A 20934-nucleotide genomic window follows, 5' to 3' on the forward strand; every position below is an offset into this window, starting at 1 on the left:
GCCGAACATGAAAGACTGGCTGGATGAGATCAAGTGGGACAGTGACGGCCTGGTGCCGGCCATTGCCCAGGACTACAAGACCGGGCGCGTGCTGATGATGGCCTGGATGAACCGCGAGGCCCTGAGCCTCACCGCCGCCGAGCAGCGCGCCATCTACTGGTCACGTTCGCGTGGCAAACTGTGGCGCAAGGGCGAAGAGTCCGGGCACGTGCAAACCCTGCACGAGCTGCGCCTGGACTGCGATGCCGACGTGGTAATCCTCAAGGTCGAGCAGATCGGCGGCATTGCCTGCCACACTGGCCGCCACAGTTGCTTCTATCGCGTGTTCGAGAATGGCGAATGGAAGGTTGTGGAGCCGGTGCTCAAAGACCCGCACGCCATCTACCCAGCAGGACACTGAACATGAGCGATACCCTGAACCGTGTGGCCCAGGTGCTGGAAGACCGCAAAGGCGCGGATGCTGACAGCTCCTACGTCGCCAGCCTGTACCACAAGGGCCTGAACAAGATTCTGGAAAAACTCGGCGAAGAATCCGTCGAGACCATCATTGCGGCCAAGGACGCGCAAATCAGCGGTGATTACAGCGATGTAATCTATGAGACCGCAGACTTGTGGTTCCATAGCCTGGTGATGCTCGCCCAACTGGGGCAGCACCCACAGGCCGTGCTGGATGAACTGGACCGTCGCTTCGGCTTGTCCGGGCACGCCGAGAAGGCCTCGCGCCCGTCCGCCTGAATAACTGAGACTTGAGGATTTGAAGCATGGGCATTTTTGACTGGAAACACTGGATCGTCATTCTGGTGGTGGTGGTATTGGTGTTCGGCACCAAGAAGCTCAAGAACCTGGGCACCGATGTGGGCGAGTCGATCAAGGGCTTTCGCAAAGCCATGAACGATGATGAAAAGCCGGCCGAGCCAAGCGCCAACCCGGTGCCACCGGCCCAGCCTGTTCACCCGCAGGCCACCCAGCCGATCACCGAGCGCCGTACCTTCGACGTGCAGGCTGAAAAGGTCCAAGAGCCGACCCGCAAAGACTCGTGAGCACTGACTAATGTTTGGTATCAGCTTCTCTGAACTGCTGCTCGTCGGCCTGGTGGCCCTGCTGGTACTGGGGCCGGAACGCCTGCCCGGTGCCGCACGCACCGCCGGCTTGTGGATCGGGCGCCTCAAGCGCAGTTTCAACGCGATCAAACAGGAAGTTGAACGGGAAATCGGTGCCGACGAAATCCGTCGGCAATTGCACAACGAGCACATCCTCTCGTTGGAGCAGGAAGCCCGCAAGATTCTTTCCCCGGTGCAAGAGCCGGCCAAGCCGCTAACGCCGGTGGCCGAGCACAGCATCGCGCCAGCCCCTGTGGCCGACGCCACACCGGCAGCGCCCGCCCCACCGACGCCTGCGCCGACGCCCGTCGCGTCGCCCGCGCCCCATGACCCTACATTGCCGCCGCGAGCCCCATGAGCGCTGATAAACCGGAAAACGACCAGCACATGCCGCTGGTCTCGCACCTCACCGAGTTGCGAACCCGCCTGCTGCGTTGCGTGGCGGCGATCTTCATCATCTTTGCCGGGCTGTTCGCCTTTACCCAGCAGATCTACACCTTCGTCTCGACGCCTCTGCGCCAGTACCTGCCGGCCGGCGCGACGATGATCGCCACCGATGTATCGTCGCCGTTCCTGACCCCCTTGAAGCTGACCATGATGGTCTCGCTGTTCCTGGCGATCCCGGTGATCCTGCATCAGATCTGGGGCTTTATCGCGCCGGGCCTGTACAAGCACGAGAAGCGCATCGCTGTGCCATTGCTGGTATCGAGCATCCTGCTGTTCTACACCGGCATGGCCTTCGCCTACTTCCTGGTGTTCCCGCTGATCTTCAAGTTCTTCGCCGCCGCCACCCCGGCCGGCGTGGAAATGATGACCGATATCACCAGCTACCTCGATTTCGTGATGACGCTGTTCTTCGCCTTTGGCGTGGCATTCGAAATTCCGGTAGCGGTAGTGTTGCTGGTGTGGATCGGCGTGGTCGACGTCAAGTACCTGAAAAAGATCCGCCCGTACGTGATCATCGGCTGCTTCGTGGTCGGCATGATTCTCACGCCACCGGACATCTTCTCCCAGACCTTGCTGGCCGTGCCGATGTGGATGCTGTTCGAGGTGGGCATCCTGTTCAGCGGCCTGATCAGCAAGCGTGGCGAACACCCGGATGACGCACCTGCCGACGACGACCAACCGCCAGCGACCCAGCCGTGAACCTGCTGCTGCTCGAAGAGGCCGACTTTATCGCGGCCGACCGCGTAGTGCTGCGTGATCGTCGCCTGGTGCATATGCAGGAGGTTCACCGCGCCGCCGTCGGTGACACCCTGCGTGTGGGCCGCATTGGCGGGCTGATGGGCAATGCCCAACTGCTGCGCCTGGAAGCCACTGAAGCCGAACTGCAAGTGAGCTTCGACCAACCGCCACCGAGCAAACTACCCCTGACCTTGCTGCTGGCCCTGCCCCGCCCGAAGATGCTGCGCCGGGTGCTGCAAACCGTGGCGGCCATGGGCGTGCCCAAGGTGGTACTGGTCAACAGCTACCGCGTGGAAAAAAGCTTCTGGCAAACCCCGTTCCTGGAGCCGGAAGCGGTGCGCGAGCAACTGATTCTCGGCCTGGAACAAGCGCGGGACACGGTGCTGCCCGAGATCGTTATCGAGAAACGCTTCAAGCCGTTTGTGGAAGATCGTCTGCCGGCCATGGCGGCTGGCACCTTGGGCCTGATCGGCCATCCGGGCGATTACCCGTCCTGCCCCCGAGCCCTCGATGAACCGGTGACCCTCGCGATCGGCCCGGAAGGCGGCTGGATTCCCTATGAAGTGGACCTGCTGACCAAGGCCGGTTTACAGCCGGTGCAACTGGGTGCACGTATTTTACGCGTCGAAACCGCCGTAACGGCCCTGCTCGCCCGCCTGTTCTAACCCCCCGACTGATCGTTCCCATGCTCTGCGTGGGAATGCCGCTCAGGACGCTCTGCGTCCGCCCTTGTGACGCAGAGCGTCACGCCATTCATTCCCACGCAGAGCGTGGGAACGATCACCAGAGCGTGGGAACGATCACCAGAGCGTGGGAATGATCGCCAGAGCGTGGGAACGATCAAGTATCCCCGTGCGTTGCCGATAGCCTTTGAATAAGTCCAAGCCTTGTTCCAGGGGAGTTCGCAGCATGTATCGTTGGTTAGCCGAGAAGTTGGGGAATGTAAGCGTCAACCGCAAGCTGAGCGTGGGCTTTGGCCTGGTGTTGCTCCTGACGCTGTTGATCACCTTTACCGGCTGGACCGGACTGGGCGATGTGATCAGTCGCGGCGACAAGCTGGGCTTCATTTCCAGCCTCAATGGCCTGACCAAAGACCTGCGCCTGGCGCGCCTGGACTTCGATATGCGCCGTGGCGAGCAAGGCACGGACAAGGTCGACGGCCTGCTCGCCCACCTCGACAGCGGCCTGAAGACCGCCGCCGAGCTGATCGAGCAACCTGACGACAAAGCCCTGGTCGAGCAACAGCAGGAAGCCTTGAACCAATACAAAAAGGCCTTCGCCGCCATGGTCCAGGCGGGCCTCAAACGTGAGGGCGCCCGCAGCAAGCTCGGAGACACCGCCGACAATGCCGTCGCCAAGATCAACGAAATCGAAAAAGCCCTGCTGCAAGGTGACAGCGTCGCCCAGTTCAACAGCGTGGTCGAGCAGAGCAAGCTGATCCAGCAATCGCGCTTCCAGGTACGCGGCTACACCTACAGCGGCAAGGTCGAAGCCGAGCAACCGGCCCTGGATGCCATCGACAACGCCCTGAAAAAAATCACCGAACTGCAAGGCCAGTTGCCTGCGCAATACCAGGCCAACCTGCAAGAAGCCGGGGCTTCACTGCAAGCCTACCGCGCTGCCGTCAGCCAGTATCGCGATTCCCAGGTCGCCAGCGCAGCAGCGCTGAAAACCATGATCGCCCAAGGCGACATCCTGCTGGGCCACAGTGAAAAACTCACCGTCTCCCAGACCGCCGTGCGTGACGCAGATGCCGCGCAGGCCAAATACCTGTTGCTGCTTGCCACCGTACTGGCGCTGATCGTCGGCGTCTTCGCGGCCTGGGCCATCACCCGCCAGATCGTCATCCCGCTGAACCAGACCCTCGAAGTCGCCGAGCGTGTGGCCTCCGGCGATCTGAGCCACAACCTGGAATCGGGCCGCCAGGACGAACTGGGTCAATTGCAGCGTGCCATGCAAAGCATGACCGTGGGCCTGCGCGAATTGATCGGCGGGATCAGCGACGGGGTCACCCAGATCGCCAGCGCCGCTGAGCAGTTGTCGGCCGTGACCGAACAAACCAGCGCCGGGGTCAACAGCCAGAAGGTCGAGACCGACCAGGTGGCCACCGCCATGAACGAGATGGCGGCCACCGTGCAGGAAGTGGCGCGCAATGCCGAAGAGGCCTCGGAAGCCGCCGTGGCTGCCGACCAGCAAGCCCGTGAAGGCGACCAGGTGGTGGGTGAAGCCATCGCCCAGATCGAGCGCTTGGCCACCGAAGTGGGTAATTCCACGGTGGCCATGGGTGAACTCAAGCGCGAAAGCGACAAGATCGGCAGTGTGCTCGACGTGATCAAATCCGTGGCCCAGCAAACCAACCTGCTGGCCCTTAACGCCGCCATTGAGGCGGCGCGTGCCGGTGAGGCCGGGCGCGGCTTTGCCGTGGTGGCCGACGAGGTGCGCAGCCTGGCCCAGCGCACGCAGAAGTCCACTGAAGAGATCGAAGAGCTGATCGTCGGCCTGCAAAGTGGTACCCAGCAGGTGGCAACCATCATGGACAACAGCCGCGGGCTGACCGAGAGCAGTGTTGAGCTGACGCGCCGGGCCGGCCACGCGCTGGGCAATATCACCCGTACCGTCTCGACCATCCAGGCCATGAACTCACAGATCGCCACCGCCGCCGAGCAGCAAAGCGCCGTGGCTGAAGAGATCAACCGCAGCGTGCTGAATGTGCGCGACATCTCCGAGCAAACCTCGTCGGCCAGCGAAGAAACTGCGTCCTCCAGTGCCGAACTGGCGCGCCTGGGGATCTACCTGCAGACCCTCGTCGGGCGCTTCCGAGTCTGAATTACCCTACACGGCGGCTTACCAAAGCCGCCGCAACTTGTGAAATCTCCTACACAGTTATCAGCCCTCCACGGTCCCGAATCGAATTAGCGTTTCATGTGTCGCGAAACGCTTTCTCTCATTCGGAGGTTCACCATGTTTCTTCGGCTGACCCGCGTGCTGGTCAATGCCAGCGTCCGCCTCAAGCTAGCCCTGGGTTTTGGCCAAGTGCTGATCCTCAGTTTCCTGATCGCAGCCACCGGCTGGCAAGCCTTGAGCGCCGTGCTTTACCGATCCGACAGCCTGACGGTCCTGGGCCATCTGGCTGTCGAAGCCGAGGCCATGCGCGCCGACCGCATCGTGTACCGCACGCTGATGGACAGCAACAGCCTGGACAAGATGAACCAAAGGATTGAACAGATCGACCAGTATCTGACCGGCCTTTCGAGCCGCTTGCGAGCCGCCACCGACCGACAATGGCTGGAAGAAGCGGCTCTGTTGGTGTCGGGCTCGAAAGCCGCGCTCGTACAGTTGCCACCGTTGCTGGCCGCGCGCGAGCAGATCCGTCCGGCGCTCAAGAAGTCCGCCCTGCAGGCCAGCGACACCCTCGCTCAACTGGCCAGTGACTTGCCCGATCAAAATGACGAGAAGGCCCTCGACGCCATCGAGAACCTGCGCCAGGCCATGGAGCAAGCCGAAGATCGAGCGCAGAGCCCCGCCTGGGCGGCCGTTACCTTAAAGGCCTACGCCGATGCGTTCGACCAGTCGCTTGATGAACTGCAGGCCGCGCTGGCTTCCGTCACCGCGCTCCCGGTGGACTCGACGCTGCTCAAGACCGATTTGGCCAACTACCGTGAACAACTGCTAAAGCTCGAGCAAGCCCAGCTCGATACCGAAACCGTGCAAAACAGCTTCGAACAGCAACTCAACGAGCTGCGGGACAAGAGCAATCTGCTGAGCCAGAGCCAGAATGCCAGGCGCAACAACGAGGCGGACCAAACCCGTGCGTTGCTGATCAGCGTGACAGTGGCCGCCCTGGCACTGGGCACGCTGGCCGCCTGGTGGATCGCCCGGCAGATTGCGGCGCCACTGCGAGAAATTCTCGGCGCCGCCCACCGTGTTGCCGAGGGCGACCTCAGCCATGACATGGCGGTCGACCGTCGCGACGAACTCGGCCAGTTGCAGCAAAGCATCGGGCAAATGACCCGCAGCCTGCGTAGCCTGATCAGTAGTATCGGTGACAGTGCCCGGCAGATCGCCGGAGCGGCCACGCAGTTATCCACCGTCACCGAGCAGACCCGCAGCGGGCTCAACGAGCAGAAAGATGAAACCGACCAGGTGGCGACGGCAATGAATGAAATGCTCGCCACTGCCCAGGAAGTGGCGCGCCACGCCGAACGCGCCTCGGTGGCGGCCCAAGAAGCCGACCATCAGGCCGGCGCCGGTGAGCAGGTGGTCACCCAGGCCGTGGAGCAGATTGGCAACCTGGCCAGTGAAATGGCGCTGTCAGGCCGTGCGATGCTCGCGCTGCAACAGGAGAGCCAGAAGATCGCCAGTGTGCTGGACGTGATCAAGTCTGTTTCTCAGCAGACCAACCTGCTGGCCCTGAACGCCGCCATTGAAGCGGCACGTGCGGGCACTGCCGGCCAAGGCTTTGCGGTGGTCGCCGACGAAGTGCGCAGCCTGGCCCAACGCACTCAGGAATCGGCCGAGGAGATCGAAGGGCTTATCCTCGGCCTGCACAATGGTACTCAGCAGGTGGCAGACATCATGGACAGCAGCCGCAACCTGACCGACAACAGCGTCGCCCTGACCCGCGACGCCGGCGACGCCCTGAGCGCCATTGCCCGCACGGTGTCGATCATCCAGGAAATGAACCCGCAGATCGCCGCCGCAGCGGAACAGCAAAGCGCTGTGGCCGAGGAGATCAACCGCAGTGTGTTGAAGGTGCGGGACGTGTCGGAACAAACCGCCACCGCCAGCGAGGAAACGGCGGCCGCGAGTGTTCAGTTGACAAGGTTGAGCCTGGACTTGCAGACGCTGGTCGACAAATTCAAGCTCTGACCTGTGGCGAGGGAGCTTGCTCCCGCTGGGCTGCGCAGCGGCCCAAAATCTTGGGAGCGCTTCGCACTCCAGCGCGAGCAAGCTCGCTCGCCACAGAGGCAAATATTTCTACAGGACTTGGCGCAGGAAGGCCTGGGCACGCGGGTCTTTTGGCGCATTGAAGAACTCGGCCGGGGCGGCGTCTTCCAGCAGTTTGCCGTGATCGAAAAACAACACCCGGTCTGCCACTTCCCGGGCAAAGCCCATCTCGTGGGTGACGCACACCATGGTCATGCCTTCCAGGGCCAGGGTCTTCATCACGTCGAGCACTTCACCGACCATTTCCGGGTCGAGGGCCGAGGTGGGCTCGTCAAACAGCATCACCTTGGGCTCCATGGCCAGGGCTCGGGCAATGGCGACTCGCTGCTGCTGGCCGCCAGACAGGCGCGATGGAAACTCGTGGGCCTTCTGCGCAATACCGACCTTTTCCAACAGCGCCAGGGCCTTGGCCTCCCGCTCTTGCTTTCCGCGCTTGCGCACGACCTTTTGCGCCAGGCACAGGTTTTCCAGCACGGTCATGTGGGGGAACAGGTTGAAGTGCTGGAACACCATGCCGACTTCACGGCGGTAGGCATTCACGTCGGTCTTAGGGTCGGCCAGTTGCAGGCCGTCGATGCTCACCGAACCCGAATCGAACGCCTCCAACCCATTCAGGCAGCGCAAGAAGGTGGACTTGCCGGAACCCGAAGGACCGATCACCACCAGCACCTCGCCCTTGGCCACTTGGGTGGTGACGTGATCCACCGCGCGCACCAGCTGCCCACGGGTATCGAAGACTTTTACCAGATCGCGTACTTCAATCACTTTGGGCAAGCCTCCGCTCAAGCCGGCTGGCCATCTTCGACAGCGGCAGGTTGATCAGCAGGTACAAGCCCGCCACACAAAACAGGATTTCAAACGGCGAGAAGGAGGTGGTGATCACTTCGCGGCCGCTCTTGAGCAACTCGGTAATCGCGATCACCGACACCAGAGACGTATCCTTGACCAGGCTGATAAATTGCCCGGCCAGGGGCGGCAGCACACGCTTGAAGGCCTGCGGCAGTACCACGTGGCGCATCGACTGGCTGGCACTCAAGCCCAGTGAGCGCGCCGCTTCGTCCTGGCCACGGGTGATGGACTGCACGCCGGCGCGCACGATTTCTGCCACGTAGGCACCCGTGAACAACGACAGTGCGGCAATCCCGGCAAACTCCCGGGACAGGTTGAGCACCGTGCCGATAAAGAAATAGAAAATGAAGATCTGCACCAGCAGCGGCGTGCCCCGCACCAGCTCGACATAGATTGTCGACAGATCGCGCAAGGTGGGATTTTTCGACAGCCTGCACAGCCCGGTCGCCAAGCCAATCGCCAAACCCAGGATGCCGGACACCACCGACAGCCACAGCGTGGTCCACAAGCCCCACATCAATGGTCCCAATGCCCATTGCCGGGTCACGCCGACCACATCGCCTTCAGCCACATCGTCGCCGCGCGCCACTTGCAGGCTGTTATCGGCGACTGTGAGCTTTTGCTCGACTCCGGCGTCGTTGCGCAGGGTGACTTCGGCCGTATCGCCTTTGCGCACCAACTCGACCACGGTGGAAATATCCGCGGCGCGCTGGGAGGTCTCGGCTTGATAGGCGAAGTATTGGGGGACGCGATTCCAGCGCCATTCGTAAGACATCAACGACGTGGCGTAGTACAAGGCACCCGCCAGGCCGACCAGCACGACCACCGTCAGCAGGTGCCAGGGCCATTGGGCTTTTTTCTGTTTCATTTCACTTTCCGCATAGGTGTCGCCTGATAGGCCGCCATCGCGGGCAAGCCCACTCCCACAGGTTGATGTGTGAATACAGTCAAATGTGGGAGCTGGCTTGCCTGCGATACAGGCAACTCGGTGTCAGGCCTTATTCCATGTCCTTGAGCCACTCGGAGCTCTTGAACCACTTGTCATGGATGCGATCGTAGGTGCCGTCGTTACGGATCTGGTGCAGGAAGTTGTTGATGAAGTTGATGCTGTCGTAATCGCCTTTCTTCAAACCGAACGCCAGGGGCTCAAAGGTGAAGGGTTCTTCCAGGAACACCAGTTTGCCGTTACCGACTTTCTTCTCGGCCACCACGTTGTACGGTGCGTCGTAGACGAACGCGTCAGCCTTGCCGTTGACCACGTCGAGCACGCCTTCCTGCTCGTTGTCGTAGCCGTGGTACTTGGCTTTGGAGATCAGCTTCTTGGCGACCATCTCACCGGTGGTGCCGAGCTTGGAGGTCAGGCGGTATTTCTCGTCGTTCAGGTCTTTGTAGGACTTGATGGTGCCTTCCAGTTCCTTGCGGATCAGCAACGTCTGGCCGACCACGATGAAGGGTTCGCTGAAATTCAGGCGCAGGTTGCGTTCCTGGGTCAGGGTCATGCCGCTGCCGATCATATCGAACTTGCCGGTCAGGAAGGCCGGGATGATGCCGTCGTAACCGGTGGACACCAGCTCCAGCTTGACGCCCATGGACTTGGCCATAGCCTTGAGGATGTCGACTTCGAAACCGATGATTTCACCGCGCTTGTCGGTCATTTCGAACGGCATGTAGGTGGGGTCCATGCCAACTTTCAACGTGCCGCGCTTGACAGCCTCATCAATGGCGCCGGCCTGGGCCGCAGTGGCAGCGACCAGCGCAGTGACGCCGAGCATCAGCATCGAAAGATACTTTTTCATCATCAAGACCCCTGAACGATTCTTATAAGGTTGGCGCACAAGAGGGCTGCGCCATTTCGGGGTGCGATCCTAACCCACTCGTTGTCCGCCACAAAGGTTTCACCGGTAAATGTTATCGGCGTGTGTCGGAAAACCCTGACAGCGACCCGGCCAAACACAGGCGCAGACGCTTCAGCGCGGCCTCTCGATCAGGGATTGATGTGTAAGCAGTTATGACGATCAGTCGATCTCGGCTATCCAGGCCGTATCCCTGAACCACTTGTCATGCAGGCGATCGTAGGTGCCGTCCTGGGCGATCTGGTTGAGAAAATGGTTGATCCAATTGAGGCTGTCGTAATCCCCTTTTTTCAGGCCGAACGCCAAGGGCTCAAAGGTGAAGGGTTGCTCAAGTGCCAACAATGTACTGTTCTGTGGCCGACTCATCGCGATCAGGTTGTAGGGCGCATCATGGATAAAAGCATCGGCCTTGCCTTCAACGACCTGCCGCACGCCTTCTTCCGGGTTGGGCACACTGCTGAGCCGCGCAGATACAAGAAAGCGCTGTGCTGCGGCTTCACCGGTGGTGCCTTGGGTGGTAACCACGCGGTAACTGGCGTCGTCCAGTTCTTCAATACTGGAAACCTTCCCCGCCATGCGTGGGTGCAGCAGCACCGTCTGGCCCACCACGACAAATGAATCACTGAAGTTGAGTTTGAGGTTGCGCTCTTGAGTGACCGTCATGCCGCTGCCAATCAGATCAAACTTGTTCGTCGTCAGCCCCGGCAACAGATCCGTGTAAGGCACTGCCACCAATTCAAGCTCTACGCCAAGTGCGCGGCTCATGGTATGGAGCAAGTCAATTTCAAAGCCGACGATGCGCCCCTGCTTATCGAGCATTTCGAAAGGGACGTTATTGGGGGTTGTGCCGACCTTAAGCACCCCACGGCGCACAGCGTTGTCCAGTGCGCCCGCGTAAAGCAAGCCTGCGTGCCCCCCCAGGAAAAAGCCCATCAGCAATGCCAAACAATACCTTTTGATCATGAATGCCCCCGTGGCGAGTCCAATTTGGGGGGCGATCCTAACCCAGCCGCGGGCACGGCAATACGCCTCGATCAAAGGTCTTTTGTTTCGAAATAACAAGGAGTTAGCGATAAAAAGGAAGAAGCGAAAAACGCTGTAGGACCAACGTTTGAAACACCCCCGAAGTGAGCCTTCGGGGGTGCCTGAATCAGGCCGGTTGGGCCTGGGACGACTGTGGTTGCAGGGGCAGCAACGGCGCGTGCGGATCGGCCTTGATCGAGGCACGCCAAGCGCCTAGCCACTCGGCGTGGCCTTCGCTCCACACCTGCTCATGCAGGCGAGCCAGGGCCACCGGGTCGCTGAGCAAGGCCAGGCGTTCGCTGTTGTTGAGGCCGGCCGGGCCGACTTTCAACGCGTGGCGAACCCGTTCCATGCGCAGGTACTCGATGGGCTCGGCCTCACGGTGCCGCGAGGTCGCCAAGGCGCAGGCCAGGGCGTTCTGCTGCGGGTCTACCACCGAACGCACAAAGCCGTCGTTGAGGGCGTGCCAACGGTTTTCGTGGGTGTACTTCTCGGTCGAGAGCAAGGCTTGCGGCGGATTGTATTCCTCAGGGATCAGGAACAGGCTCTCGTCGCGGGACTTGAGGCCCAGCTTGACCCGGCTGGAAATCACCGACACCGGGATCGACAGCATCAGCGAACCGACGATCGGCACCAACCACCACAGGAAGCTCGGGTTCAGCCACACCACCAGCAGGGCCCACAGGAAGCCCAGCAGGGTTTGCGGACCATGACGCTTGACCGCTTCGCTCCATGGTGTGGAGTCATCGTCACGTTGCGGCGAGTTCCAGGTTGCGGCCCAGCCGAGGAAGGCGGCGAGGACGAAACGGGTGTGGAAGATCATCCGCACCGGCGCCAGCAGCATGGAGAACAACATCTCCAGCAGCATCGACAGGGTCACCTTGAACTTGCCACCGAACTCTTTGGCGCCCTTGGCCCAGATCAAGATGATGCTGAGCAGTTTAGGCAGGAACAACAGCACGATGGTGGTGGAGAACAGCGCTACCGCCTTGTCCGGGTGCCATTGTGGCCACAGCGGGTACAACTGGCGCGGCGCCATGAAGTATTGCGGTTCCATCAGGGTGTTCACCGCCAGCAAGGCCGTGGACAACACCAGGAAGAAGAACCACAACGGCGCCGACAGGTAGGACATCACGCCGGTGAGGAACACCGCACGGTGCACCGGGTGCATGCCTTTGACCAGGAACAGGCGGAAGTTCATCAGGTTACCGTGGCACCAGCGACGGTCACGCTTGAGTTCGTCCAGCAGGTTCGGCGGCAGTTCTTCGTAGCTGCCCGGCAGGTCGTAGGCAATCCACACGCCCCAGCCGGCACGGCGCATCAGCGCGGCTTCAACGAAGTCGTGGGAGAGGATCGCACCGGCAAACGCGCCTTTACCGGGCAGCGGCGCCAGGGCGCAGTGCTCGATAAACGGCTTCATACGGATAATGGCGTTGTGGCCCCAGTAGTGGGATTCACCCAACTGCCAGAAGTGCAGGCCGGCGGTAAACAACGGGCCATAGACGCGAGTGGCGAACTGCTGCATGCGCGCATACAGGGTGTCCATGCCCGACGCACGCGGCGCAGTCTGGATAATCCCGGCATCCGGCGTGGCTTCCATCAGGCGCACCAGGCTGGTCAGGCACTCGCCGCTCATCACAGAGTCAGCGTCAAGAACGACCATGTACTTGTAGTCACCGCCCCAACGACGGCAGAAGTCGTCGAGGTTGCCGCTCTTGCGCTTTACGCGACGGCGACGACGGCGATAGAAGATCTTGCCGAAACCACCCGCTTCGCGGCATACGTCGAGCCAGGCTTGCTGTTCGGCGATGCAGATGTCGGCGTCGTTACTGTCGCTGAGCACGAAGAAATCGAAGCGGTCCAGGTCACCGGTTGCGGCCACCGATTCGAACGTCGCACGCAAACCGGCGAATACACGCGGCACGTCTTCGTTACAGATCGGCATCACCAGGGCGGTGCGCGCATCCTTTGGAATCGGCTCGTCACCGGCGCTTTTACCGGAGATACGGTATTTATCGTGACCGGTCAGCAGCTCCAGGAAGCCCATGAGCGCAGTCCAGAAACCGGCCGACACCCAGCAGAACAGAATCCCGAACATGATCAGGATGCTGGTTTGCAGCGCGTAAGGCAGTACCTGGGTAGCGGTTTGCAGCAGGGTCTGGTTGCGGATCTCGTCGAAGTCGACCAGCGACCAGCCTTGGTACGGCATGATGCCTTTCATGTACCAGCCGGCCACGATGGTCTGGCCCAGCATCAGCACCAACAGGATGTAACGACGGATCGAGCCCACGGTACGCCAGCGCGCAGCCGGCAGTACCCGCTCGTCTTTCGGTGGCTTGGGCGGGTTGGTGCGCCCGGTCATCCGGCGCCAACCGCGCACCAGGATGTTGGTGCGCCAAGGCTCGGGCACCACTTTGGTCCGACGGATCGGCGGCGTGGCCTTTAGGCACACACGACCGCTGGCATCGAGCGCCAGCATCTCGGCGTCTTGCAGCTCTTCGGCGCTGTTGAGGGTCAAGCGGCGGCCAACCGACGCTTGGGCAGCGTCGGTCGGTGCGTCGAAGGTCTTGGACGACAGACGTTCGTGCAGCTCGCTGAAGGACTTGCAGCCCGCCAGCTCGGCGCGCTGCTCAGCCGTCATGGGTAGATGCGCCAGATACTCGGACAGAGTCTCTGGCTTGACTTGAGAATTACTCATCGGCAGGCAACTGATAGCTCCAGGTTTCGGTCAGGACTTGCTCGGTCTTGATCGGCTCCGGCGTGGCTGGGGCAGCCTCAGGCTGTTTGGCTTCCTTGTCCTTGGCGTCTTTCTTGGCCTGTTTCTCATGCTGCTTGGCCAAGACTTTATCGGCCTTGAGCACATGGTTGGAAACCGACTCAGCCTCAGGCTGCACGATATCCTGCACCAGTGCCGCGCGCATTTCGGTCGGCTTGCTTGCGTCCTTGATCTTCATACGCAGGGTCAGGCGCCAGCCTTTGGTGTGTTCGTTGTAGCGCACGCTGTTTTCAACCAGTTCAGCGTTATCACCCACACTCACCTGGCTACGCACCGGGGCGTCCGGCAGCAGTTTCTTCAGGGACGGGCCCTCGAAGTCCACCAGGTAGGCCACGCTGCCATCCGGCTGACGGATCAGGTTCGATTGCTTCACATCACCCGTGGAGCGCAGGGTCTGCTTGACCCAGGCACTGTCCGGCGAATGGAAGGCCGCGTCGTCCAGTGTCCAGTGCAGGCGGTAGGCCACGTCCAGCGGCTTGCCGACTTCCGGCAGTTCGGCCGGGCTCCAGAACGCCACGATGTTGTCGTTGGTTTCATCGGCGGTCGGGATCTCGACCAGGTCGACAGAGCCTTTGCCCCAGTCACCTTCAGGCTCGATCCAGGCGCTTGGGCGCTTGTCGTAGTTGTCGTCCAGGTCTTCGTAGTGGCTGAAGTTGCGGCCACGTTGCAGCAGGCCGAACCCACGCGGGTTCTCGACGCTGAAGTTGCTGACCGACAGGTGTTTAGGGTTGTTCAGCGGACGCCAGATCCACTCGCCATTGCCGGCGTGAATCGACAGGCCGCTGGAATCGTGGAGCTCGCGGCGGTAGTTGAGGACCTTGGACGGCTGGTTGGCGCCGAACAGGAACATCGAGGTCAACGGCGCAACGCCCAGCTTGCTGACCTTGTCACGCAGGAACATCTGGGATTTGACGTCCACTACGGTGTCGGTGCCAGGACGCAGGATCAGGCGATAAGCGCCAGTGGCGCGTGGCGAATCCAGCAGCGCGAAAATCACCAGGTGCTTGTCACCCGGCTTTGGACGCTCGATCCAGAACTCGGTGAAACGCGGGAATTCTTCGCCAGACGGCAACGCGGTGTCGATCGCCATGCCACGGGCAGACAAGCCATACACCTGATCCTTGCCCACGACGCGGAAATAGCTGGCGCCGAGCATGGTCATGATTTCGTCTTGCTTGTCGGCCTTGTTGATCGGGAAAAGCACACGGAAACCGGCGTAACCCAGCTGTTCGGTGGCTTTAGGATCAAATTTCACGTCGCCGAAATCGAAACGCGTCGGGTCGTACTTGATTTCATGCACGCTGTCGGCGGTGACTTCGTTGATTTTCACCGGGGTGTCGAAATGCATCCCCTGGTGATAGAAGGACAGCTTGAACGGGGTGTTCTGATCGGCCCACTCGGCTTTTTCATTACGGAAACGAATCTTCTGGTAGTCAGCGAATTTCATTTCGCGGAATTCGTTCGGCAAATTGCTGCGCGGAGCTTCGTATTTCTGCCCAGCCAGCTCTTTTGCCTTGGCCGACACATCATCCAGACTGAACGCCCACAGTTGACCCGCGCCGAACAGGCAAAACAGGGCAGAGCCCGTCACCAGTGCGTTTCGTAACCGTTTGGCAGACAATTTTGGTGCATTACAGGGACTAACAATCACGAGCAACCCTCGCCGAAAACAGATCAAAAAACCAACGGCCAGCTATCTATATGCCAGGTTGGCGAGCAATGTTCCGACTCCTCTGGGGCGAAATGATTCCCCATGCGGTTGTCGGACAAGGCTCTACCTAAGTCAAAAATGGACCAAACAACGCTGATCCCCGTAGCGCGCGATTATCTAGTAGCCCGCGAGACAACGCATCAGGGACAGTGAAGTATTTGTAGCGAAACCCTGCGTTTTTAGGCATTAACGTCGTTTTTCATACATTCATGTCTGTAAGAGGAAGGTCACAGGGCCATCATTGACCAAGTGCACCTGCATATCCGCGCCAAAACGCCCCGACGCCACCTTGCCATGCAATTGTTGCGCTTGTAACAACAAGTGCTCAAAAAGCGCCGCTCCCAGGGCCGGAGGAGCCGCTGTGGAGAAGCTGGGCCGTAGCCCGCTTTTGGTATCCGCCGCCAGGGTGAACTGCGACACCAGCAGCAAACCGCCGCCGATGTCCTTGAGGGACAGGTTCATCTTGCCCTCCTCGTCACTGAACACCCGATAGTTAAGCAGCTTGTGCAGCAGTTTGTCGGCGCTTTCGGGCGTATCTGAAGGCTCGACGGCCACCAGCACCAGCAAACCCTGGTCAATCGAGCCTATCACCTCCCCTGCGACCTCAACCCGGGCGCCACGCACCCGCTGCAACAAGCCCTTCATGCTTCTTCAGGCGGCAGGTCGAGCAGGCGCCGGGCCATTTCGCCGGTCGCACGCACCAGTGCGTCGGTGATGCCCGGCTCGGACGCCGCGTGCCCTGCTTCGCGAATCACCTGCAACTCGCTGTTGGGCCAGGCCTGATGCAGCTCCCAAGCGTTATCCAGCGTGCAGATCATATCGTAGCGGCCATGGATGATGACGCCAGGCAGATGGGCGATCTTGTGCATATCGCGAATCAGCTGGTTGGGTTCCAGGAAGGAGTTGTTGGTGAAGTAATGGCATTCGATACGTGCGATGGACAAGGCGCGCTGCGGCTCGGAAAACCGTTCCACATGCTGCGGGCTCGGGCACAGGCCCAACATACGGCCTTCCCAGCCCGACCAGGCTTTGGCCGCATGCATCTGGGCGATCTGGTCGTTGCCGGTCAGGCGCTTGTGGTAAGCGGCAATCATATCGTGGCGCTCTTCCACCGGGATGGGTGCCACATAGTCCTGCCAGTAGTCCGGGAACAGGCGGCTCGCGCCCTCCTGGTAGAACCAGCGAATATCCTGCGGGCGGGCGAGGAAGATGCCGCGCACGATCAGGCCATGCACGCGCTCGGGGTGGGTTTGCGCGTAGGCCAGGGCCAGGGTCGAACCCCAGGAGCCGCCGAACAGCACCCATTTGTCGATGCCCAGGTGCTCGCGGATGCGCTCAAGGTCGGCGACCAGATCCCAGGTGGTGTTGTTCTCGAGACTGGCCCTTGGCGTAGAGCGGCCGCAGCCACGCTGGTCGAAGGTGACAATATGGTAGAGGTTCGGGTCGAAATAGCAGCGGCTCTGGGCGTCGCAACCGGAGCCGGGGCCTCCATGGATGAACACGACAGGCAAGCCTTCGGGGGAGCCACTTTCATCGACGTACAGGGTGTGGGTGTCATCGACAGCCAGATCGTGCCGGGCGTAGGGTTTGATCTGCGGGTACCAAGTCTGCATTGCGTGCTCCGTAGGGTGTCGGGTTCATCCCTGGGGGGACGTCTATTATTTTGCCGTCTGGCATCATAAACCCGAATTGTGCAATGAGCATGTCCTTGAGCACTTAGACCTGTGTCAGCAGTTCGCGCCTCAGGTAACCAAGCAGATAGTCATACAGCCGATCCACCTCCGGCACCTGGCCGCGTGCCCGCAAACAACCGTGGGCCAGCCCTTTGCCGGGATGGCGGTGTGTCAGTTGATAAAAGTGTTGCTGAACCCCCGTTATCGCAGGCAAGCCAGCTCCCACATTTCGAGCGCATTCTCATGATAGAGCGCGGTCAAGCGGGCTTGCTCGCGAAAGCTATTGCAGCAGCACCAACAATTACCGGTAGTGCTTCTGCCCCCAAGCCAACAGCCCTTCCAGCAACTGCCTCAACACCACCTGCGTCGGCTCGGCCAAATCATGGCGATAACGGAACGGCTCGAACTCCTCCATATAGGTGCTCTGGCACAACTCCAGCTGCACCGCATGAATATCCTGCGCCGGGTTGCCGTAGTGACGGGTGATATGGCCGCCCTTGAAGCGCCCGTTCAGCACATGGGTATATTGCGGATGCTGAGCGCAGATGGCTTCCAGCTGGCTGGCCAGCTGCGGGTCGCACGCAGCGCCGTTGAAGGTACCCAAATTGAAGTCCGGCAATTTGCCGTCAAACAGGTGCGGGATCACCGAGCGGATCGAGTGCGCGTCGAACAGCAGCGCGTAGCCGAACTCGGCCTTGAGGCGTGCCAGTTCTTCCTGCAGTTGACGGTGGTACGGACCCCAGATTTTTTGCAGGTAACTGGCCCGCTCCTCCTCGGAGGGCGTTTGCCCTTCACGGAACAACGGCACGCCATCGAACAGCGTCTCTGGGTACAGGCCGGTAGTAGCACCGGCATACAGCGGCGTGTTGTCGGAGGGCCGGTTGAGGTCGATGACAAACCGCGAGTACTCCGCCGCCAGGGTGCTGGCGCCCAGCTCTTCGGCAAAGTCATACAACAGCGGGATATGCCAATCGGTATCCGGCAGGCTTTGCGCCTCGGGTATCAACCCGGCCTCCACCGCTGGGGTGAGCCGCAGGCCGGCGTGGGGCATGCTGATCAGCAGCGGCACGCGGCCTTGTTTGAATGTCAGAACCTTATCCACAACTGCATCCTCTCAAACAGTGACGTCGACGCCGTGGCGCACGACGCGTTTATCCAGTTCGCCACCCAACCAGTAGGCCAGGTCGGCGGGGCGATCGATCTGCCAGGCGACAAAATCCGCGACCTTGCCCACTTCCAGGGAACCATGGGTATCGCCCAGGCCCAACGCGGTGGCCGCGTGTTGCGTGGCGCCGGCCAGGGCTTCTTCCGGGGTCATGCGGAACAGGGTGCAGGCCATGTTCAGCATCAGCCGCACCGACAGCGCCGGTGAAGTGCCGGGGTTGAGGTCGCTGGCGATGGCGATCTTCACGCCGTGTTTGCGCAGGGCGTCCATGGGCGGCAACTGGGTTTCACGCAGGAAGTAGAACGCGCCCGGCAATAGCACGGCGACGGTACCGGCCGCAGCCATGGCGATGGCGTCTTCTTCAGTCATGAATTCCAGGTGGTCGGCCGACAACGCGTGGTAGCGCGCCGCCAGGCTTGAGCCATGCAACGACGAGAGTTGCTCGGCGTGCAGCTTCACCGGCAAGCCAAGTTGCTGGGCGACCTTGAATACCCGCTCAACCTGCTCGGGGGAAAATGCCAGGTATTCACAGAAGGCATCGACCGCATCCACCAACCCCTCGGCGGCCAGGGCCGGCAGCATCTGGCTGCAGATGTGCTCGATGTAATCGTCGGCGCGGTCCTTGTACTCCGGCGGCAACGCGTGGGCGGCCAGGCACGTGGCGCGCACGCTGACCGGCAGCGCTTCACCCAGGCGCCGAGCCACGCGCAGCATCTTGCGTTCGTTGGCCAGGTCCAGGCCGTAGCCGGACTTGATCTCCACCGTGGTCACGCCGTCACGCAGCAAACTGCGCAGGCGCTTTTCAGCGCACAAGAACAGCTCATCTTCGCTCGCCGCACGGGTTGCGCGCACAGTGCTGGCAATGCCGCCGCCCTTGGCCGCGATCTCGGCGTAGCTGACACCTTCGAGGCGCTGCTCGAATTCGCCGCTGCGATTGCCACCGAACACCGTATGGGTGTGGCAATCGATCAGCCCGGGAGTGACCCACGCGCCTTGCAGGTCATGCACCTGGGCGTAATCCGTGGTTGGCGCCTGGCTGCGGGGGCCGACCCACTCGATGAGCGAGCCGGCAGTCACCATGGCGGCATCCTCGATGATCGAGTATTTGCCGTTGGCCATGGTTACGAGGTGGCAGTGTTGCCAAAGCGTTTTCATCAACGCCTCCCTAAGTTATCGATGAGACAAAACCGGGTCGTAATCGACCTTGGCCGTTTGCCCGGCGGCAGGCTTGACCCACAGCCAGTAGGCGATGATCAGCAGCACGATCCACACGGCGCCTACCATTAACGCCGCCTGGGTATCCGGGAAGTAACCGAGTACACCAAACACAAACAGCATGAACACAATGGCCGCCGCCGGCGCATAAGGCCAGAACGGCACCGGGAATTTCAGTTCGGCGATCTGCGCCTTGGTCATCGAGCGGCGCATGGCGACCTGGGTAAACAGGATCATCAGCCATACCCACACGGTGGCGAAGGTGGCAATCGAGGCGATCAGCAAGAACACGCTTTCCGGGATCAGGTAGTTGAGCACCACACCGCCGAGCAAGGCGGCGCCCATGACCACCACGGTCATCCATGGCACGCCTTGTTTGGACAATTGCGCGAAGCCCTTGGGCGCCTGCCCTTGTTGAGCCAGGCCGTACATCATGCGCCCGGCGCCGAAAATGTCGCTGTTGATCGCCGACACCGCCGCCGAGATCACCACGATGTTGAGAATGGTCGCCGCCGAGCCAATCCCCAGGTTGCTGAAGATCTGCACGAACGGGCTGCCCTGGCTGCCGATCTGCGGCCACGGGTAGATGGCCATCAACACGAACAGGGTGAGCACGTAGAACAGCAGGATACGCAGCGGCACCGCGTTGATCGCCTTGGGGATCACCCGCTGTGGGTCCTTGGCTTCACCGGCGGTGATGCCGATGATTTCGATGCCACCAAAGGCAAACATCACCACCGCAAACGAGGCGATCAGCCCACCAATGCCGTTGGGCATGAAGCCGCCGTGGGCCCACAGGTTGCTCAGGCCGCTGGCCTGGGTTTCGCCCGCCGAGTGAATGCCGAACAACATGATGCCAAAGCCGCCGAGGATCATCGCCACAATGGCACCGACCTTGAGCAACGACAGCCAGAACTCCATCTCGCCAAAGACTTTGACGTTGCACAGGTTCAGGCCGCCGATCAAAAACACGATGCCCAGCACCCAGACCCAACGGGCCACTTCGGGAAACCAGAAGCCCATGTAGATGCCGAACGCGGTGACGTCGGCGAGGCAGACGATGATCATTTCAAAGGCGTAGGTCCAGCCGAGGATAAACCCGGCCATGGGCCCCAGGTAGGTGCTGGCGTAGTGGCCGAAGGAGCCAGACACCGGGTTGTGCACGGCCATCTCACCGAGGGCGCGCATCACCATGAATACAGCAGCGCCGCCGATCAGGTAGGCCAGCAGCACGGCAGGACCGGCCATTTGGATGGCGGAGGCAGAGCCATAGAACAGCCCGGTGCCGATCGCGGAACCGAGGGCCATGAATCGAATATGTCGGGCGTTGAGCCCGCGTTTCAAACCTTTTTCTGGCTGGTGCATTTCTCGTCCCTAATTATTCTTATGAGGAGAAGATCGTTCCCACGCTCGGCGTGGGAACTCCGACCTGGACGC

General features: G+C 61.1%; 18 protein-coding genes and 2 pseudogenes. 8 read left to right on the top strand and 12 right to left on the bottom strand.

Annotated elements, in window-relative coordinates:
* Positions 1–7: 7 nt before the first annotated feature.
* From hisI to HU730_RS11335, 8 genes are all read left to right on the top strand, one after another.
* Positions 8–400: a phosphoribosyl-AMP cyclohydrolase gene (gene hisI, locus HU730_RS11300; RefSeq protein WP_003187884.1), complete on the top strand. Its 393-nt coding sequence runs from the start codon at positions 8–10 to the stop codon at positions 398–400.
* A gap of 2 nt (positions 401–402) precedes the next feature.
* Positions 403–735, top strand: coding sequence for a phosphoribosyl-ATP diphosphatase (locus tag HU730_RS11305; protein WP_003187881.1), 333 nt, complete (start codon positions 403–405; stop codon positions 733–735).
* 26 nt (positions 736–761) lie between these two features.
* Positions 762–1040 carry a twin-arginine translocase TatA/TatE family subunit gene (locus HU730_RS11310; protein ID WP_003187877.1) on the top strand — a complete coding sequence of 93 codons (279 nt, stop codon included), beginning with the start codon at positions 762–764 and terminating at the stop codon, positions 1038–1040.
* Between the two features lie 10 nt (positions 1041–1050).
* Positions 1051–1458 (top strand): Sec-independent protein translocase protein TatB, encoded by a 408-nt coding sequence (gene tatB, locus HU730_RS11315; RefSeq protein WP_034125560.1) that lies wholly within the window; start codon positions 1051–1053, stop codon positions 1456–1458.
* Entirely contained in the window at positions 1455–2246 is a 792-nt protein-coding gene (tatC, locus tag HU730_RS11320; protein ID WP_034125559.1) for a twin-arginine translocase subunit TatC, read from the top strand. The genes tatB and tatC overlap by 4 nt, the downstream gene beginning before the upstream one ends.
* Positions 2243–2950 carry a 16S rRNA (uracil(1498)-N(3))-methyltransferase gene (locus HU730_RS11325; RefSeq protein ID WP_034125558.1) on the top strand — a complete coding sequence of 236 codons (708 nt, stop codon included), beginning with the start codon at positions 2243–2245 and terminating at the stop codon, positions 2948–2950. The genes tatC and HU730_RS11325 overlap by 4 nt, the downstream gene beginning before the upstream one ends.
* Positions 2951–3194: 244 nt before the next feature.
* On the top strand, positions 3195–5111 hold the full coding sequence (locus HU730_RS11330) for a methyl-accepting chemotaxis protein (protein ID WP_034125557.1): 1917 nt from the start codon (positions 3195–3197) through the stop codon (positions 5109–5111).
* A gap of 135 nt (positions 5112–5246) precedes the next feature.
* A complete protein-coding gene (locus HU730_RS11335; RefSeq protein ID WP_186526754.1) occupies positions 5247–7154 on the top strand; it encodes a methyl-accepting chemotaxis protein in 1908 nt (635 codons plus the stop codon).
* 108 nt (positions 7155–7262) lie between these two features.
* On the opposite strand, the gene HU730_RS11340 is transcribed toward HU730_RS11335, so the two are convergent.
* From HU730_RS11340 to HU730_RS11390, 12 genes and pseudogenes are all read right to left on the bottom strand, one after another.
* The gene (locus HU730_RS11340) at positions 7263–7997 is read right to left on the bottom strand and encodes an amino acid ABC transporter ATP-binding protein (protein WP_034125863.1); all 735 of its coding nucleotides are present in this window, start codon (positions 7995–7997) and stop codon (positions 7263–7265) included.
* Positions 7990–8949 (bottom strand): amino acid ABC transporter permease, encoded by a 960-nt coding sequence (locus HU730_RS11345; RefSeq protein ID WP_032893984.1) that lies wholly within the window; start codon positions 8947–8949, stop codon positions 7990–7992. Before HU730_RS11345 ends, HU730_RS11340 begins: the two co-directional genes overlap by 8 nt.
* Positions 8950–9079: 130 nt before the next feature.
* On the bottom strand, positions 9080–9877 hold the full coding sequence (locus HU730_RS11350) for a transporter substrate-binding domain-containing protein (RefSeq protein ID WP_032901820.1): 798 nt from the start codon (positions 9875–9877) through the stop codon (positions 9080–9082).
* Between the two features lie 219 nt (positions 9878–10096).
* A complete protein-coding gene (locus HU730_RS11355) occupies positions 10097–10897 on the bottom strand; it encodes a transporter substrate-binding domain-containing protein (RefSeq protein ID WP_034125555.1) in 801 nt (266 codons plus the stop codon).
* A 179-nt stretch (positions 10898–11076) separates the two neighbouring features.
* A pseudogene (gene mdoH, locus HU730_RS11360) lies at positions 11077–13655 on the bottom strand (glucans biosynthesis glucosyltransferase MdoH); the annotation flags it as partial.
* A complete protein-coding gene (locus HU730_RS11365; RefSeq protein WP_034125862.1) occupies positions 13648–15384 on the bottom strand; it encodes a glucan biosynthesis protein G in 1737 nt (578 codons plus the stop codon). The gene HU730_RS11365 and the pseudogene mdoH, both read right to left, overlap by 8 nt.
* 267 nt (positions 15385–15651) lie before the next feature.
* A complete protein-coding gene (dtd, locus tag HU730_RS11370) occupies positions 15652–16089 on the bottom strand; it encodes a D-aminoacyl-tRNA deacylase (RefSeq protein ID WP_034125553.1) in 438 nt (145 codons plus the stop codon).
* Positions 16086–17057 carry a prolyl aminopeptidase gene (pip, locus tag HU730_RS11375; RefSeq protein ID WP_034125552.1) on the bottom strand — a complete coding sequence of 324 codons (972 nt, stop codon included), beginning with the start codon at positions 17055–17057 and terminating at the stop codon, positions 16086–16088. The genes dtd and pip overlap by 4 nt, the downstream gene beginning before the upstream one ends.
* A 103-nt stretch (positions 17058–17160) precedes the next feature.
* Positions 17161–17280, bottom strand: a pseudogene (locus tag HU730_RS26685) (alpha/beta hydrolase); the annotation flags it as partial.
* A 138-nt stretch (positions 17281–17418) separates the two neighbouring features.
* A complete protein-coding gene (hutG, locus tag HU730_RS11380; RefSeq protein WP_186526753.1) occupies positions 17419–18219 on the bottom strand; it encodes an N-formylglutamate deformylase in 801 nt (266 codons plus the stop codon).
* Between the two features lie 12 nt (positions 18220–18231).
* Positions 18232–19437 carry an imidazolonepropionase gene (gene hutI / locus HU730_RS11385; protein WP_186526752.1) on the bottom strand — a complete coding sequence of 402 codons (1206 nt, stop codon included), beginning with the start codon at positions 19435–19437 and terminating at the stop codon, positions 18232–18234.
* Positions 19438–19452: 15 nt separating this feature from the next.
* Positions 19453–20862, bottom strand: coding sequence for an amino acid permease (locus HU730_RS11390; protein ID WP_054919479.1), 1410 nt, complete (start codon positions 20860–20862; stop codon positions 19453–19455).
* Positions 20863–20934 lie beyond the last annotated feature (72 nt).

This window comes from Pseudomonas sp. SWRI22 (genome assembly GCF_014268395.2).
Classification (GTDB): Bacteria; Pseudomonadota; Gammaproteobacteria; order Pseudomonadales; family Pseudomonadaceae; genus Aquipseudomonas; species Aquipseudomonas paracarnis.

Excerpts from the sequence above, each read along its gene's own strand:
- hisI (WP_003187884.1), top strand. The coding sequence starts at position 8 with ATGAAAGACTGGCTGGATGAGATCAAGTGGGACAGTGACGGCCTGGTG.
- HU730_RS11305 (WP_003187881.1), top strand. The coding sequence starts at position 403 with ATGAGCGATACCCTGAACCGTGTGGCCCAGGTGCTGGAAGACCGCAAA.
- HU730_RS11310 (WP_003187877.1), top strand. The coding sequence starts at position 762 with ATGGGCATTTTTGACTGGAAACACTGGATCGTCATTCTGGTGGTGGTG.
- tatB (WP_034125560.1), top strand. The coding sequence starts at position 1,051 with ATGTTTGGTATCAGCTTCTCTGAACTGCTGCTCGTCGGCCTGGTGGCC.
- tatC (WP_034125559.1), top strand. The coding sequence starts at position 1,455 with ATGAGCGCTGATAAACCGGAAAACGACCAGCACATGCCGCTGGTCTCG.
- HU730_RS11330 (WP_034125557.1), top strand. The coding sequence starts at position 3,195 with ATGTATCGTTGGTTAGCCGAGAAGTTGGGGAATGTAAGCGTCAACCGC.
- HU730_RS11335 (WP_186526754.1), top strand. The coding sequence starts at position 5,247 with ATGTTTCTTCGGCTGACCCGCGTGCTGGTCAATGCCAGCGTCCGCCTC.
- HU730_RS11345 (WP_032893984.1), bottom strand. The coding sequence starts at position 8,949 with ATGAAACAGAAAAAAGCCCAATGGCCCTGGCACCTGCTGACGGTGGTC.
- HU730_RS11350 (WP_032901820.1), bottom strand. The coding sequence starts at position 9,877 with ATGAAAAAGTATCTTTCGATGCTGATGCTCGGCGTCACTGCGCTGGTC.
- HU730_RS11355 (WP_034125555.1), bottom strand. The coding sequence starts at position 10,897 with ATGATCAAAAGGTATTGTTTGGCATTGCTGATGGGCTTTTTCCTGGGG.
- dtd (WP_034125553.1), bottom strand. The coding sequence starts at position 16,089 with ATGAAGGGCTTGTTGCAGCGGGTGCGTGGCGCCCGGGTTGAGGTCGCA.
- pip (WP_034125552.1), bottom strand. The coding sequence starts at position 17,057 with ATGCAGACTTGGTACCCGCAGATCAAACCCTACGCCCGGCACGATCTG.
- hutI (WP_186526752.1), bottom strand. The coding sequence starts at position 19,437 with ATGAAAACGCTTTGGCAACACTGCCACCTCGTAACCATGGCCAACGGC.
- HU730_RS11390 (WP_054919479.1), bottom strand. The coding sequence starts at position 20,862 with ATGCACCAGCCAGAAAAAGGTTTGAAACGCGGGCTCAACGCCCGACAT.